15 protein-coding genes are annotated in these 13,232 nt (G+C 64.9%); 4 read left to right on the forward strand and 11 right to left on the reverse strand.

Features of this window, described 5'->3' with window-relative positions; all coding sequences use genetic code 11:
- Positions 1-3 precede the first annotated feature (3 nt).
- A complete protein-coding gene (locus IRI77_RS02385; RefSeq protein WP_194450490.1) occupies positions 4-867 on the reverse strand; it encodes a M23 family metallopeptidase in 864 nt (287 codons plus the stop codon).
- 85 nt (positions 868-952) lie between these two features.
- Here IRI77_RS02385 and IRI77_RS02390 point away from each other — a divergent pair, with 85 nt between their 5' ends.
- Positions 953-1,522: a sigma-70 family RNA polymerase sigma factor gene (locus IRI77_RS02390; RefSeq protein WP_194450491.1), complete on the forward strand. Its 570-nt coding sequence runs from the start codon at positions 953-955 to the stop codon at positions 1,520-1,522.
- On the forward strand, positions 1,519-3,747 hold the full coding sequence (locus IRI77_RS02395) for a protein kinase domain-containing protein (RefSeq protein WP_194450492.1): 2,229 nt from the start codon (positions 1,519-1,521) through the stop codon (positions 3,745-3,747). Before IRI77_RS02390 ends, IRI77_RS02395 begins: the two co-directional genes overlap by 4 nt.
- Here the strand turns inward: IRI77_RS02395 and IRI77_RS02400 are convergent.
- On the reverse strand, positions 3,666-5,351 hold the full coding sequence (locus tag IRI77_RS02400; protein ID WP_194450493.1) for a YcaO-like family protein: 1,686 nt from the start codon (positions 5,349-5,351) through the stop codon (positions 3,666-3,668). The genes IRI77_RS02395 and IRI77_RS02400 overlap by 82 nt on opposite strands.
- A gap of 98 nt (positions 5,352-5,449) precedes the next feature.
- Here IRI77_RS02400 and IRI77_RS02405 point away from each other — a divergent pair, with 98 nt between their 5' ends.
- Positions 5,450-5,986 (forward strand): hypothetical protein, encoded by a 537-nt coding sequence (locus IRI77_RS02405; protein WP_194450494.1) that lies wholly within the window; start codon positions 5,450-5,452, stop codon positions 5,984-5,986.
- Between the two features lie 66 nt (positions 5,987-6,052).
- On the opposite strand, the gene IRI77_RS02410 is transcribed toward IRI77_RS02405, so the two are convergent.
- Positions 6,053-7,147: an alkaline phosphatase gene (locus IRI77_RS02410; protein ID WP_194450495.1), complete on the reverse strand. Its 1,095-nt coding sequence runs from the start codon at positions 7,145-7,147 to the stop codon at positions 6,053-6,055.
- Between the two features lie 86 nt (positions 7,148-7,233).
- Between IRI77_RS02410 and IRI77_RS02415 the strand changes: the two genes are divergently transcribed.
- Positions 7,234-7,923, forward strand: a complete 690-nt coding sequence (locus IRI77_RS02415) for a hypothetical protein (protein WP_194450496.1) — start codon at positions 7,234-7,236, stop codon at positions 7,921-7,923.
- On the opposite strand, the gene IRI77_RS02420 is transcribed toward IRI77_RS02415, so the two are convergent.
- The 8 genes from IRI77_RS02420 to IRI77_RS02455 all read right to left on the reverse strand — a co-directional run bounded on the left by IRI77_RS02420 (position 7,920) and on the right by IRI77_RS02455 (position 13,232).
- Positions 7,920-8,729 carry a flagellar motor protein MotB gene (locus IRI77_RS02420; protein WP_194450497.1) on the reverse strand — a complete coding sequence of 270 codons (810 nt, stop codon included), beginning with the start codon at positions 8,727-8,729 and terminating at the stop codon, positions 7,920-7,922. The genes IRI77_RS02415 and IRI77_RS02420 overlap by 4 nt on opposite strands.
- A gap of 12 nt (positions 8,730-8,741) precedes the next feature.
- Complete coding sequence (gene motA, locus IRI77_RS02425) at positions 8,742-9,599, reverse strand: flagellar motor stator protein MotA (protein WP_194450498.1); 858 nt, start codon at positions 9,597-9,599, stop codon at positions 8,742-8,744.
- Positions 9,600-9,623: 24 nt separating this feature from the next.
- Positions 9,624-10,031 (reverse strand): response regulator, encoded by a 408-nt coding sequence (locus IRI77_RS02430; RefSeq protein ID WP_194450499.1) that lies wholly within the window; start codon positions 10,029-10,031, stop codon positions 9,624-9,626.
- 72 nt (positions 10,032-10,103) lie between these two features.
- Positions 10,104-11,162 carry an EscU/YscU/HrcU family type III secretion system export apparatus switch protein gene (locus IRI77_RS02435; RefSeq protein ID WP_194450500.1) on the reverse strand — a complete coding sequence of 353 codons (1,059 nt, stop codon included), beginning with the start codon at positions 11,160-11,162 and terminating at the stop codon, positions 10,104-10,106.
- Between the two features lie 12 nt (positions 11,163-11,174).
- The gene (locus tag IRI77_RS02440; RefSeq protein WP_194450501.1) at positions 11,175-11,954 is read right to left on the reverse strand and encodes a flagellar biosynthetic protein FliR; all 780 of its coding nucleotides are present in this window, start codon (positions 11,952-11,954) and stop codon (positions 11,175-11,177) included.
- Positions 11,944-12,213, reverse strand: coding sequence for a flagellar biosynthetic protein FliQ (locus IRI77_RS02445; protein WP_194450502.1), 270 nt, complete (start codon positions 12,211-12,213; stop codon positions 11,944-11,946). Before IRI77_RS02445 ends, IRI77_RS02440 begins: the two co-directional genes overlap by 11 nt.
- Before the next feature lie 3 nt (positions 12,214-12,216).
- A complete protein-coding gene (gene fliP, locus IRI77_RS02450; protein WP_194450503.1) occupies positions 12,217-12,957 on the reverse strand; it encodes a flagellar type III secretion system pore protein FliP in 741 nt (246 codons plus the stop codon).
- Positions 12,957-13,232 (reverse strand): flagellar biosynthetic protein FliO, encoded by a 276-nt coding sequence (locus tag IRI77_RS02455; protein WP_194450504.1) that lies wholly within the window; start codon positions 13,230-13,232, stop codon positions 12,957-12,959. Before IRI77_RS02455 ends, fliP begins: the two co-directional genes overlap by 1 nt.

The raw sequence follows: 13,232 nt of genomic DNA on the forward strand, positions 1-13,232 counted from the left end.
CGGTCACTGGGCGCGCCTGGTTTTTTTCGCGGGCGCCTTCTTCGGTGGAGCCTTCCTGGCGGGAGCCGTGGCCGCGCAAGCCGTCAGCGGGGCCCATTTCGAGGGATTCACGGCGACTGCGTGGACGTAGAGGCTCCAGTGCAGGTGCGGGCCGTTGGCTCGTCCGGTCGCGCCCACATAACCCAGGACATCTCCGGGCTTCACCGCGTCGCCTTCATGGGCGGCGGTCTTCGACATGTGTAGATAGATGGAGACGATGCCTTGGCCGTGGTCGACGCCGACTACGTTGCCATGGATGTTGTAGGAACGGACCATGCGCACGGTGCCGGCGGCCGTGGCGACGATGGGCTTGCCGGCCGGTCCGCGCTGGTCGACTCCGGCGTGGTAGTTGCCGGTGGGTTTGCCGTTCTGGTAGCGCTGCACGCCGAAGGGCGAATTCATACAACCGGGGACGGGCGCCAGGAAGGGTTCGGCCCAGAGTTTCGCCGGCGATTCGAGGTGCTTCAGGGCGTTGACCGTCTCCGTCTCGCCGGGCGAGGGCTTCAGTTCGACCACTTCCTTGGAGAGGGCTACGTTTTGGGTGAGGTAGTGGGCGTCGAGGATGGTCAGCGTACGGGTTTCCAGGGTTTTCCCGTCCGCTGAGAGCAGTTCGAGGGGATAGTCGCCGGGTTTATCGATCACTGCTGCCGGGATGAGGGCGGTTCCGTCATAAATGGGGAACTTGCGGTCGTGAACGCGGGCAAAAGCTGCGTGCGTGGCGAAGCGGAGGACTTCGCCCTGTTTCACGGCGAGGGGCGATTGGGCAGCGGCGGGGAGCGGCGCGAGGAAGAGGGTGAGTAGAAGAATGAGGCAGAGCAGGGCACGCATTTCAAACATGGTACCGAGAATGTGGGATTGGCCGGGGCCGTGTTGCCTGGTGCGTTAAAATGGAGTTCCGCCGTGGCTAGACGCAATGGGTGAAACGCCTGAGGACCAGATTACGTTTTTGCTGCAGAGCATGCGGCAGGGTGACGTGGCGGCGCGGACCCGGCTGGCGGCTGCGGTTTACCCGGAATTGAAGCGTATTGCCGCGAAACAGATGCAGCATGAGCGTCTGGACCACACCCTTCAACCCACGGCGCTGGTGCACGAAGCCTTTGTGAAGCTGGCGGGCCACAGCGATTGGGCGATGCAGAACCGGGGTCACTTTTTCGCCGTGGCGTCGCAGGTGATGCGGCAGATTCTGGTGGATCATGCGCGGCAATACCGTTCGTTGAAACGGGGCGGTGGCGGGGCGGCGGCGGAGATCCAGGAGTGGCACCTGATCACGTCGGAGAAGCCGGATGTGGTGATTGAGGTCGACCGGCTGCTGACGCGGCTGGAGCAACTGGACGAGCGGCAGGCGCAGGTGGTGGTGATGCGCTACTTCGCGGGCTTCGCCGAGGAAGAGATCGCCCAGGCCCTGGGCATCTCCGTACGCACAGTCAAGCGGGATTGGAGCATGGCTCGCGCCTGGTTGCGCAAAGAGCTGGCTGCGTCATGATCGCGGAACGCTGGGCGGCGCTCAAACAACTTTTCGAACAGGCCATGGAGATGGACGAAGCCGAGCGGCTGGCCTTTGTGGATGGCGCCTGCGCGGGTGATCCGTCGATGGAGCTGTCGCTGCTGCAACTGCTGGCGCACCACGACGCGGCGGCCTCGGTGCTGGCCGGGCCGGTGCTGTCGATGAAGCGGGCGGCGGAGATTGTGGGTTCCGGCATGCGCACCTTTGTGCCGGGCGAGGTGGTGGCCGGGCGGTTCCGGGTGGAGCGCTTCCTGGCCGAAGGCGGCATGGGCGAGGTTTACGCGGCAGCGGACCTGGAGCTGGGCGGGCAGGTGGCGCTCAAGACGATCCGGCCCCTGCTGACCCGCAGCGAGGAGATTCTGGCGCGCTTCAAGCAGGAGATCCAGTTGGCCCGGCTGGTGACGCACGCGCATGTGGCGCGGGTCTACGATCTGTTCCGGCACGAGGTGGAGCTGGACGGGCAGCGGCGGTCGATTGTGTTCCTGTCGATGGAGCTGCTGGATGGCGGGACGCTGGCCGAGCGCTTGCGCCGGGAGGGTCCGCTGAAGCATGAGCATGCCCTGGTGGTGGCGCGGCAACTGGCGGCGGCGTTGGATGCGGCGCACGCGGCGGGTGTCGTGCACCGCGATTTCAAGAGCGGCAATGTGGTGCTGGCGCGAAACCTGGACGGCAGCGAACGGGCCGTGATTATGGACTTCGGGTTATCGGCGGCGGCGCGCCCGTTGCCGGAGAGCCCGTTGAGCGAATGGGACTCGGGGCGCATGGAGCGGGGTGCGATGGAAGGCACGCCGATGTATATGGCTCCGGAGCAGGTGGGCGGCGCGCCGGTGGGGCCGGCGGCGGACATCTACTCGTTCGGGATCGTGGTGTACGAGATGCTGGCCGGGCAGCCGCCGTTCCAGGGCACGACATCAATGGAGACGGCGTGGCTGCGGATGACACAGGACGCTCCGGCGTTGCACGGCGTGCCGCGGCGCTGGAATGACGCGGTGCAGGCGTGCCTGACGCGCGATCCGGCGGGCCGGCCGGCCAGTGCGGAGGCCGTGGTGCGGCGGATGGAAGGGCGGTTTGCGTGGACCGCGGCGCGGCGGCGGGCGGCTCTCGCTTTGGCGGCGATGGTCCTGATCGCCGTGGCCGTGTGGGTGGTACGGCGGCCGCATCAACCTACAGCCGAGGCGCTGCTGGCGGCGGACGTGGCGCGGGTGAAGCAGAGTGCTCAGACGAAGCAGGGGCACGTCGAGGCGGTGGAGGGGTTCCGGAAGGCGACGGAGCTGGATCCGCAGTGGGCGCAGGCCTGGGCGGAGCTTTCGTACGAGTATGCGACGGCGGCCAACGCGGCGTCGCTGCCTCCGGCGCTGGCCACGAAGGAGGCGCGGCGGGCGGCGGCCGAGGCGATCCGGCTGGACAGTCATTCGAGCCGCGCATATGGGGCGCTGGGGTGGGTGCAGTCGCTGGATCTGGAGGAGTGGCCGAAGGCGGAGCAGTCGTTTCAGCGGGCCGTGGAACTGGATGCGAACGACTGGCAGATCCATTACTGGTTTGGAGTGCACCTGCGGAAGCGGGGCCGGTATCGGGATGCCGAGACGCACGACCGCCTGGCGCTGACACTGAGCCGCCAGAAGGAGCCGATGGTGTGGTGCGAGTTGGCGTTCCTCTACTGGACGTCGGGGCGGCTGGACCGCATGCAGCAGCACCTGCGCGAGCAACTGGTGGCGTTTCCGAATTTCGGGCTGACGCGGTATCTGAATGCCCGGCTGCTGAAGCACCAGGGGCGCTATGCGGAGGCTCAGGAAGAGCTCGACTTCACGGCGAAGCTGCAGTACCCGGCGGTGACGGTGATGGCGGAGCGGGCGTCGTTGGAGGCGTTTCGCGGACGGCCGGACGAGGCGCGGCGGCTGCTGGCGCGGCTGGAGGAGATCTCCAGGACGGGCTCCGTCGACGGGCTGCTGATTGCGGGCGTGTACGCGCAACTGGGCGATGCGGACCAGGCGATGGCGTGGCTGGATCGCGCTTACGAACGGCGGGATACGACGCTGCTGTCGATTGCGACGAGTCCGGTGCTGAAGCCGCTGCATGGCGATGCGCGGTTTGTGGCGCTGCTGCGGCGGCTGCACTTCGACGATCAGATCATGCAGCAGATGGGGTTCAATTCGTCCTCGGTCAGCGGCGCGGGCAGCCAGCCGAGGCGCGGCGGGCAGTCGTAGAGACGGCCGGGCGCGCGGCGGTTCCAGATGTGGCGCAGGCCGGGCACGATGGCGCGCGCGGTATGGAGTAAAACATCCGGGCGGCTGTGATCCACGGCGTAGGCGCGAAGTCCGGCGGCTTGCAGCGTTTCCAGGATTAGTTCAATTTGCGCGAGGGTGGTGAGCGGCGGCGGCTCGGGCGGCGCGTCGACTTCCCCGTGGGGCTCCAGGTAAGGCTGCGTGGCGAGGGTCTCCCGCAGGAGCCAGGGGCGGAGCGAGTCCGGCAGGCGGCCGGTGGTCTGGGCGGTGGTCCAGACCTGGGCGGCTTCGCTGGCGGCTTTCCAGGCGGCGACGCGCGGGGACGGGTGGGCGGCGGAGGCGAAGAGGAGCTCCGAGCCGTCGAGACGCGGGGCTACGGAGACATAGACCGGGATGCCGAAGTCCGTGGTGCAGTCGAGCAGGTAGAGGCGGCGCCCGATGGCCCGCAGGGACTCGGCGGCGGTGAGGAGCTGCGGGTCGTCGAAGGACTCCAGGCGGACGGCGGGGCGGCGGGCGCGGCTGTACCACCAGAGCGACATGGCGTCGCGTTCGATCCATTCCAGCAAAGCGTGGGCCAGGGCGTCGTCGAAGGTGCGGCCGCTGCCGCAGCCGATGGTGTCGGCGCTGGCGAAACGGGGCTCGCCTGGCTGGAACTGGTACCACATGAGGCAACAGGCAGCGGGGACATAGCGGGCTGGGCCGCCGTGGAGGTCGCGGGCTTCGAGCCAGTCGACGGGGTGAGCGGGATTGAAGGGATCAGGGATGCGAAAGATCTCGTCGGGCAGGGCATTCCAGCGGTCGCGCCGGGCATACTGGGCGCTGCTGTAGAGCTGGATGGTGTCCGGGTGGAGGATGTCGAGCTCTGAGGTTTTGGCACGAATCAGGGGTTCGTCGCCGCGATAGATGAGGCTGTAGCGTTCGAGGGCTTCTCCGATGGCGCCGTCGATCGCTTCCGCGGCGGTGCGGCCCCGGCCGTAGGAGGCCTGGCGGCGGAGCAGGGGCCGGGCGCGATGGACGGGCAGGGGGCTGTTCCAGACCGCGTGGGCGCGGAAGGCTCCGGCGGAGGGGGCGGAGCTGACTTCGACGCGGTTGACGATGCCGGTGAGGGGCGCGCAGTGGGCCTGGAGAGGGAGGTCTCGCGGGTGTTGGGGGCCGCCGCAGGCATCGCAATTGCGACGCGGGTAGACGTACTGAAACGTGACTTTGGCGGTGGCGTAGTCGAGGACGGCGACGGTGTTGGGCGGCGGAGTGGCCTGCAGCAGGGCTCCGATCAAAGGAACGGCAGCCGGGGGTGGAGTTTCTTCGGCCTGCTGCCGATGGAACTGGGTAATCGCGAGCCAGTGAAGTAGGCACTGGCCGCAGGAACCCGAGCCGTGCCAGTGGGCAAGAACGGCGACATCGGTAAACAGGACCAATAGGATTGCGGGCTGGGGCCGATGCAATAGGAGATGCCCCAGGTCGTGCAGGCCAAAGCAAAGGCACAAGGCAGAATCTCCGGGCGCCGCGGTCCAATAGGGCGCGATCTCACTGAGAAACGCGCGGGCGGGCCCGCTCAACAGCGCGGGGCTATGAATTGAGCCTGGCATGGATCCGTTCGATTGTCACAATCGGCGCAACCGGCTGGACGCGGGCGTTGGCCTGGCGGTCCAGTTTTTGAGAGTACGGCAAAGGGAGGAAGTGGTTCATGGGCGCGAGAATTGACAAGGGTACGACGGTCACCATCGATTTTAGAGAAAAGGACGGCAGCGCGAGCGAGAAGCCCTCGATCGTGACCGAGCATATTGAACTTTTCGGGACCGATCGATGCAATGTGTTGACGAAGGGCGGGCTCGACATCCCGGCCTACTCCGACTTAGGCAGCCAGGACTGGCTCACCGTGGTGGCGATTGCGGATTCCGTCGAGAATCTCGTGCATTTGAAGAACTACCTGGGCGAGCAGGAGTACTGCCTGGAGCAGCCGCAGACGTCGGCGTCGAGCTACGGGGTGGCGATTGCGGAGTATAAGGCGGATGGGACGATTGAGGTGGACAATGGGTGCGTGACGCTGGCGACGGGCAGCGACGTCATCATTCCGCCGGAGGTGACGGGCGGGGCGGCGGCGCTCTATGTGAACGTCAACCACATCTACGTGTTCCCTCCGGGCACGCGCATGAGTGCGGATAATCCGTTTGGATTGCCGTGGGCGGCGGTCGCGCCGACTGCCTGCCTTGGCGGCGAGTGATCCGGATCGACTGAAGGGACGGGCGAGGGCGGCCGGCCGGGCTGCCCTCGCTGGCGCACCAGTAGCCTAGTCGGCCTTCCAGCCGTAGGCGGATAACATGATCTGGAACAGATCCGTGTTCACCAGGAAGCCCTTCACCTTGGAGGCTCCCGGGCCTGTTGCGGCTACCAGGACCTGCTCTCCAGAGTGCTTGCCCTGGATCACCACACCTTTGTTCGAAACGGGTTTGCCGTCGGCGCCCGGCGTGAAATAGGGCGTGCCCTTGGCGAGGCCGACGGTGCGCAGGTCGAAGGAGTGGTCGGCCGTGAAAAGGACCAGCGTGTTCGACTGGAGCTTCGTGGCCGTGCTCTCCACCAGTTTGTCGACGACCGGAACACGGCCCAGTCCGCGGTCGATCTTGTCTGTATGCAGGTCCGACTCGACCATGAGGAAGAAGCCCTTGGGGTTCTTCGACAGGATCTCGATGGCGGCATTTGTGGCGGAGGTGACGTCGAAGTCGGCGTCGTCGGTGAGCACCACGGCGCGCTTCGTGCCCGGCGGAACGTCCTTCAGCGCGGAGCCGTAGAAGTAGCCCTTATTCTTGAGCTCGGTCTCGATGTTCTGGCCCAGGGCGGCGGTGGCGGCGGTGATGGCTTTGCGGCCGGGTCCGAAGACGATGTCGACGCCGTCACCGAAGCGCGGCTTCCAGACCTGGGCGAAGATCTCGCCGATCATTTTGCGGCTGGGGGCGTGGGCATAGCAGGCGGCGGGGGTGGCGTCGGCCATGGGGCTGTTGGAGACGACACCGGTGGAAAGGCCGTGCTGTTCGGCATATTCGAGGATGGTCTTCAGGGCGGCGCCGCTGGTTTGGCCCGGCGCGGGAACTGTTTCCGAGATGACACCGTTGTTGGTCTTCTGGCCGGTGACGATGGCGGTCATGCCGGCGGCGGAATCGGTCACCCAGTTGTTGGCGGCCGAGGTATCGGAGAGGCCGATGTTGGGCATGCGCTGGATGAACAGGGCATTGGGCTTGCCGTAAGCCTGGATGGAGCCGGCATGGAGGGTGGGGATGCCGCCGGCGTCGCCGAGGAAGAGGACGATGTTCTTTGCCTTCTTTTCTCCAGCACAGACGAGGGTGGAACAGGCCAAGGCGAGGGCCAGCGAGGTACGAAGAATGCGCACGATGATAAGAAACTCCTCTCTTTAGATTAGTGATTCCGGGCCGCCGAGTTTGGCCTGAGTCGTGCAGGTAGTCATGCCGGATAGCTATGAGAATCGATCGTGCAGGCCAGTCTCTCGGTGAACTGCTCTCGGCCATGGGCCAGGGCAAAGGATTAACCAGCGCGCTGGAAAACAGCCTCAAGGGCAGCTTTAGCGACGAGTTACAGGCGACCAGCGAGCAGTCGGCAACGGACACTTCCGGCGAGACGACGACGCTGGGGATGACGCCCTTCCTGGCCGTGGCCCTGGCCGCGAAGAGCGAAGCGTCAAGTTCAGCGGCGGCGAGTCAGAATTCTGACACTACGACGGCGACCAGCGCGGCGAGCGGTTCGGCGGCCGGCAGCACGGCGTCGACGGAGAGCGGCTCAACCATGGCGATCACTTACAGCCTGGACAACAGCTCGCTGGACCCGAGTCCGGCGGCCCCGTGGAATATGACGCTGGTGAAGCCGTCGGTGCCTTCGGCCCTGGGGCCGGATACGCGCACGGCGCTGAATGCGGCGTTGACCAAGGCGGGCGTGGATCCGTCGAAGGTCAAGGTCTCCTATTGGGAAGAGCTGGTCTGGTATCCGGGCGGCAACTACATCAACAAGTCGATCACGGTGCAGACGCCGAACGGGCAGAAGATGGACTTCGACGCGGCGGCCACGCTGAGGACGCCGGATGTCACGGTTTCGTCGGTCCAGCAGATGCTGCAGATGGCGGACGTGACGGCGCCCGAGACCGTGATCAGCTAGTGGCGGGCGCCTTCGGCCTTCGGTGCTGACTTGCCTTCGGCGTGACCCTCGGCCGGTGCGGGCTTGGGGTCTCCGCCCAGATCGTCTTCAAAGCGCACAATGACCGAGACGCGGCGATTGGAGTCGGCCTCGGGATCATCCTTTTTGCGCAGGCGCTGATCGGCGAAGCCGCGCACCTGGGCGATCTGGTGATTCTCCACTCCGTGGGCGACCATCAGGCGGCGTGCGGCGTTGGCGCGATCGGCGGAGAGTTCCCAGTTGGAGTAGCCCTCGGGCGTACCGAATGCCTTCGCGTCGGTATGGCCTTCGATGACGAGTTTGTTCTTGAGGTGAGCGAGCTGGGTGGCCAGCATCTCGATCACTTCCTTGCCGTCGGCGGTGGGTTCGGGCCGGCCGCGTTCAAAGAAGGTGCTCTTGGCGGACTCCATCAGCTCCACGCGCAGGCCTTCCTCGGTGATGGTGATTTCGACGAACTCGCGCAGCTTGTCGAAGTCCTTGATCTCCTTCTTCATGGCGGCCTCGATGCGCTGCTTCAGCTCCGTCATGTCTTCCTTGCGGATGGAGATGCCTTCGCCACTGGCCGACTTGGTGCTGCCGACCATCTTGCCCTGACCCTTGGGGTCGTTGAAGTAGCCGCCCACGGCCTTCTGGATCTTCTGGTTGGAGTTGAGCAGCCAGAGGACGATGAATAGGGCCATCATGGCCGTAACGAAGTCGGCGTAGGCGACCTTCCAGGCTCCGCCGTGGTGGCCGCCGTGGACGATTTTCTTGACGACAATGATGGGTTGCTGGGAATCGGCTGCCATGGCGTCGCTCCCTTAGCCGGCGGACTTGCGGCAGGCCTGGTCCATTTCCTTATAGGTGGGGCGGACGTGCGCGGGGATGGCCCGGCGCGCGGATTCGACGGCGATCAGCGGTGCGATGCCTTTCGTGAACGCGGCGATGCCCTTGCGCAGCACCTGGTAGTAGTGGGCCTCGGACTCGTTGATCTTGGCCATGTTGGCGGCCAGGGGGCCGACGAAACCGTAGCAGAGCAGAATGCCCAGGAACGTGCCGACAAGAGCCGCGGCGACCTTGTGTCCCACTTCTTCCGGAGGACCGCCCAGGGCACCCATGGTGATGACGACACCCAGGACGGCGGCCACGATGCCGAGGCCGGGCAGGCTGTCGGCGACGGTGGAAAGCGATGCCACGGGCACCTCACGCTCGTGCTGCTGGACTTCCATGTCGGACTCCATCATCTGGTCGATGTCGTAGTGGCCGACCGTGCCGCTGGAGTAGGTGCGCAGCGTGTCGCAGACGAAATCGAGCGCGTGGTGATCGGCGAGCAGCTTCGGGAATTGCGAGAAGACCGAACTGGCCTTGGGATCCTCGACATCGGCTTCCGCCGCGGCCGGGCCGACCTTGCGGATGTAGACGAAGAGGTCGTACAGCATCTTCAACGTTTCAGTGAAATACGCTTTGCCGAACTTACTGCCCTTGATGGTGCCGGGCAGGCCCTTCAGGATGGCCATCATGATATGCGGCGGATTGGCGATGAGCAGCGTACCCAGCGCGGCTCCTCCAATGATGAGCAACTCGGCGGGCTGCATCAGCACCAGCAGGTTGCCCTTCTCCATCAGGTAGCCGCCGATGATCGCACCGATGACGACCAGGACTCCAGCGATAACCAACATGCTTTTGGATCCTTCCTCTTCTGGCTAAACAGGCCGGGTCTGTAATGCGGATTGTCCGGACCGGAGCCCGGCAATCTCTTCGATCTCCGCCCGGACCACGTCGCGCTTGAGGGGCTTCGACAGGAAGGCGTCCAGACCGCTGGAGAGGAGCCGTTCCACCTGTTCCTCATCCGTGTTGTGAGACATACCGACGAACGGCAGGGCGCTGTACTGCGCGTCCCCGCGCAACTCGGAAAGCAGTTGCGGGCATCCATCCAGATCCAGGTCCACAAAGACCATGTCGAACCGCTCCCGGGCCAGCAGGCGGCGGGCTGCCTCCGTGCCGCCGGCGGTGAACGAATGCCGCACGACGGAAGGGTTGGCGCGGAGCGAGGTTTCCACCACGTGGCGGTCCGCGAATTCATCCATAACAATGAGTGCCGATAAAGACATGCTTTGTTTTTCGATTCATTTCTCTATCGCAGTCCGTTCGGAAGAGTTGAGCGAATCTCGACGAATCCGTCCCTAGTACATGGAATTCCGCACGCGGTGAACGTAAGCCAGCACCTCGGCGACCGCGCGGTAGAGTGCCGGGGGGATTTCCTGGCTGATTTTCACAGCTTTGTAGATGGTACGGGCCAGGGGCGGATTCTCGACGATGGGCACACCGTGCTCCTTGGCGATCGCCTTGATCTTCAAGGCTATGAAACCACGTCCTTTAGCCACCACGCGAGGAGCTGAGGACTTGCCGTGCTCGTACAGCAGCGCGACGGCGTAGTGCGTCGGATTGACGACCACGGCGGTGGCGGTTTCGACATCCTTCATCATGCGATTGCGCCGCAATTCGCGCTGCAGGCGGCGGATGCGCATCTTAATGAGCGGATTGCCGTCCGTTTCCTTCATTTCGTCCTTTATTTCCTGCTTGCTCATGCGCAGCGATTGCACGTGGCGCTTGAATTGGCGGGCGAAATCAATCACCCCCATGACGAAGAGGATGGACGCGCCTTTCCACAGGAGATCGAGCGACATCTTGGCCACGGCGCTGAGGCCGGCCTCGAAATCGGTCATGGAGAGCAGGATGACGGACTGCAGGCGGGTGTCGATCAGCCAGTAGAGGGCGCCGATGAAGACGATCAGCAAGGCCAGCGCGCTGAGGGCCGACATGAACGATTGCGAGTAGGTGTCCTTGAGCTTCTTGGCCGGATTGAACTTGCTGGCGCTGGGCGCCATGCGCTTGAAGCTGAAGCCTCCGCCGGTGGAGGCCATGTGGAAGCCGACCGTGGCAAGCACCATCGCCCCGCCCATCACCAGCAGCGGCTTCACGTTGCGGGCCATCAGGAAGATGAAGATGTTCTGGACCGTCTCGATGGTGATCGCCTGCTGGGCGACGCCGGAGAGGTGCTGGGCGAGGGTTTCGCGGCATTCCCGGAACCAGACCGCGCCGTAAGCGCCGGTCAGCATGAGGAAGGCGACGAACTGCAGGCTGCTGATGAAGTCGCGGGAACTGACCCACTGGCCCTCCTCGCGAGCCTTTACCTTGCGCCGCTGCGTCGGTTGTTCAGTTTGTTGTGACTTGTCCGCCATGAGTCACCGGGCTCACATGCCGCCGGGCAGCAGGCGGTAGATGTGCGTCATGCAACTGCCGGCCAGGCGTTCAAAGACGCGCGGGAACAGCGCCAGCACCTGGGAATAGATGAAGAGCGTCAGGAAGATCTTGGCCGGGAACGAGAGGCTGAAGAGCTGCAGGCCGGGATTGATGCGGCCCAGCAGCGAGAGCGCCATGTCGAGCATGAACAGGAACGCCATGACGGGCAGGGCGAGGCGCAGGCCGGTGGAGAAGATGGCTCCGGAGTATTGCAGCAGGTCGAGCAGGGTGGCGCGCTGGATGACGAAGGTACCGGGCGGCAGCACTTCCAGGCTGCGGGCGAGCGCCATGATGATCTGGCGGTGCAGGCCGGTGGCGAAGAGCAGCAGGCCGGCGGTGAGGTTGGCGGTGAGGGTGAGGGCGCCGGAATCGGCCAGAGAATTGGGATCGACGGAGGAGGCGTAGCTGAGGCCGGACTGCAGGCTGAGCACCTGCGCGGTGAGCAGGAACACTTCCATGACCACGGCCAGGCAGAGGCCGACGGCGATGCCGAAGGCGGCCTCCGAGGCGATCCAGCCGAAGTAGACGCCCGTGGTCAATGAACCGGGCGGCATGGCGGGCCACATGGGCATGAGGGCCAGGGTAAAGCTGAGGGCGAAGAAGGCCTTGATGGGCTCCGGCCCTTCCTTGAGTCCTGGCAGCGAAAGAAAGGCAAAGACGCCGCTGACGCGCACGAGGACGGCCAGGAAACTGAGCAGGGTCGAAGTGCCGATCGCAAACTCAACGGGCATACTTGCCGAGGTCTCCGAAGATGGACGCGGCGTAGGTGATCATGCGGCTGAGCATCCAGGGCAGGATAGCGAGGAAGGTCCCCAGGATGGCGGCGAGGCGCGGCACGGTGCCGACGGCGTTGTCCTGGATGGAGGTGGCGACCTGAAAGAGGCTGACGGCGGCGCCGACCACAAAGCCGACCATCAGCAGGGGCGCGCCCAGCAGCAGGGCGAGCAGGAGGGCTTCACGAATGATGTTGACTACGGATTCTGGCGTCATGTTTTAAACCTGAAGACTTTTGAGCAGGGAGCCGATCACGAGGCTCCAACCGTCGACCAAGACAAACAGCAGGAGCTTGAAGGGCGCGGAGATCATCACGGGCGGCAGTTGCACCATGCCCAATGAGAGCGTCACCGAGGAGACGAGCAGATCGATCACGAGGAAAGGCAGAAAGAGCACCGCCCCGATCTGGAAAGCGGCTTTGAGCTCGGACAATATGTAGGCCGGGATGAGAATGCGGAGTTCGACGTCCTGCGGGTTGCGCGGGCTGGGGGAATGGGTGGCGTCGAGGAACAGCCGGACATCAGCTTCGCGGACGAATTTCACGAGGAACTGCTTCAGTGGGATGGCGCCGGCGTCCATTGCCTGGCTGGTGGTGATGCGTCCTTCCTCCAGGGGCTGCCAGCCGTCCTTGTACATCTGTACGGCGACGGGTTGCATGACCAGCATGGCGAGGAAGAGCGAGAGCCCGATGATGATCTGGTTGGACGGAGTGGACTGCGTGCCCAGGGCCTGGCGCAGGAAGTGGAGCACGACGACCACGCGCAGGAAAGGCGTGACGGACATGATGAGCGCGGGCAGCAGGGTCATCAGCGTGAGCATGATGACGATCTGCATGGGGGTGCTCAGCGTGGCTCCGCCGGAGGCGTTCACACCGAAGGGCGAGAGGACGGGCGCGGCCGGAGCCGCGATGCAGGCCTGGGCCACGAACAGCCAGGGCAGGGTACGGAGGAGGCTGCGCATCAGCGTTGCTCCCGCGGTTGGCCGGTATGGGGCTGGAGATTGCTGCCGCCGGGGCTGAAGGAGAGTAAGTATTGCTGGTCGTCGATGCGAACGATGGCGATGCCCTGTTGGGCGGAGATCATCAGGCGTTCGAGCACTTCCATGCGGCGTCGCTTGGAAGAGCCCAGGGAGAGGTCCGGCATGGAGATGGCCCCGCGTCCACGCAGCAGCTTCAAGGTAAGGTAAAGCGCGGCGATGACGAGCAGGCCGAGGAAGAGCCGGATGGAGAGATCCAT

Origin of the sequence: Paludibaculum fermentans (assembly GCF_015277775.1) — a bacterium.
GTDB classification, from domain to species: domain Bacteria; phylum Acidobacteriota; class Terriglobia; order Bryobacterales; family Bryobacteraceae; genus Paludibaculum; species Paludibaculum fermentans.

What these genes read in the sequence shown, in the direction of transcription:
- IRI77_RS02385 (WP_194450490.1), bottom strand. Translation starts at nt 867, where the DNA reads ATGCGTGCCCTGCTCTGCCTCATTCTTCTACTCACCCTCTTCCTCGCG.
- IRI77_RS02390 (WP_194450491.1), top strand. Translation starts at nt 953, where the DNA reads ATGGGTGAAACGCCTGAGGACCAGATTACGTTTTTGCTGCAGAGCATG.
- IRI77_RS02395 (WP_194450492.1), top strand. Translation starts at nt 1,519, where the DNA reads ATGATCGCGGAACGCTGGGCGGCGCTCAAACAACTTTTCGAACAGGCC.
- IRI77_RS02400 (WP_194450493.1), bottom strand. Translation starts at nt 5,351, where the DNA reads ATGCCAGGCTCAATTCATAGCCCCGCGCTGTTGAGCGGGCCCGCCCGC.
- IRI77_RS02405 (WP_194450494.1), top strand. Translation starts at nt 5,450, where the DNA reads ATGGGCGCGAGAATTGACAAGGGTACGACGGTCACCATCGATTTTAGA.
- IRI77_RS02415 (WP_194450496.1), top strand. Translation starts at nt 7,234, where the DNA reads ATGAGAATCGATCGTGCAGGCCAGTCTCTCGGTGAACTGCTCTCGGCC.
- IRI77_RS02420 (WP_194450497.1), bottom strand. Translation starts at nt 8,729, where the DNA reads ATGGCAGCCGATTCCCAGCAACCCATCATTGTCGTCAAGAAAATCGTC.
- motA (WP_194450498.1), bottom strand. Translation starts at nt 9,599, where the DNA reads ATGTTGGTTATCGCTGGAGTCCTGGTCGTCATCGGTGCGATCATCGGC.
- IRI77_RS02430 (WP_194450499.1), bottom strand. Translation starts at nt 10,031, where the DNA reads ATGTCTTTATCGGCACTCATTGTTATGGATGAATTCGCGGACCGCCAC.
- IRI77_RS02435 (WP_194450500.1), bottom strand. Translation starts at nt 11,162, where the DNA reads ATGGCGGACAAGTCACAACAAACTGAACAACCGACGCAGCGGCGCAAG.
- IRI77_RS02440 (WP_194450501.1), bottom strand. Translation starts at nt 11,954, where the DNA reads ATGCCCGTTGAGTTTGCGATCGGCACTTCGACCCTGCTCAGTTTCCTG.
- IRI77_RS02445 (WP_194450502.1), bottom strand. Translation starts at nt 12,213, where the DNA reads ATGACGCCAGAATCCGTAGTCAACATCATTCGTGAAGCCCTCCTGCTC.
- fliP (WP_194450503.1), bottom strand. Translation starts at nt 12,957, where the DNA reads ATGCGCAGCCTCCTCCGTACCCTGCCCTGGCTGTTCGTGGCCCAGGCC.
- IRI77_RS02455 (WP_194450504.1), bottom strand. Translation starts at nt 13,232, where the DNA reads ATGGATCTCTCCATCCGGCTCTTCCTCGGCCTGCTCGTCATCGCCGCG.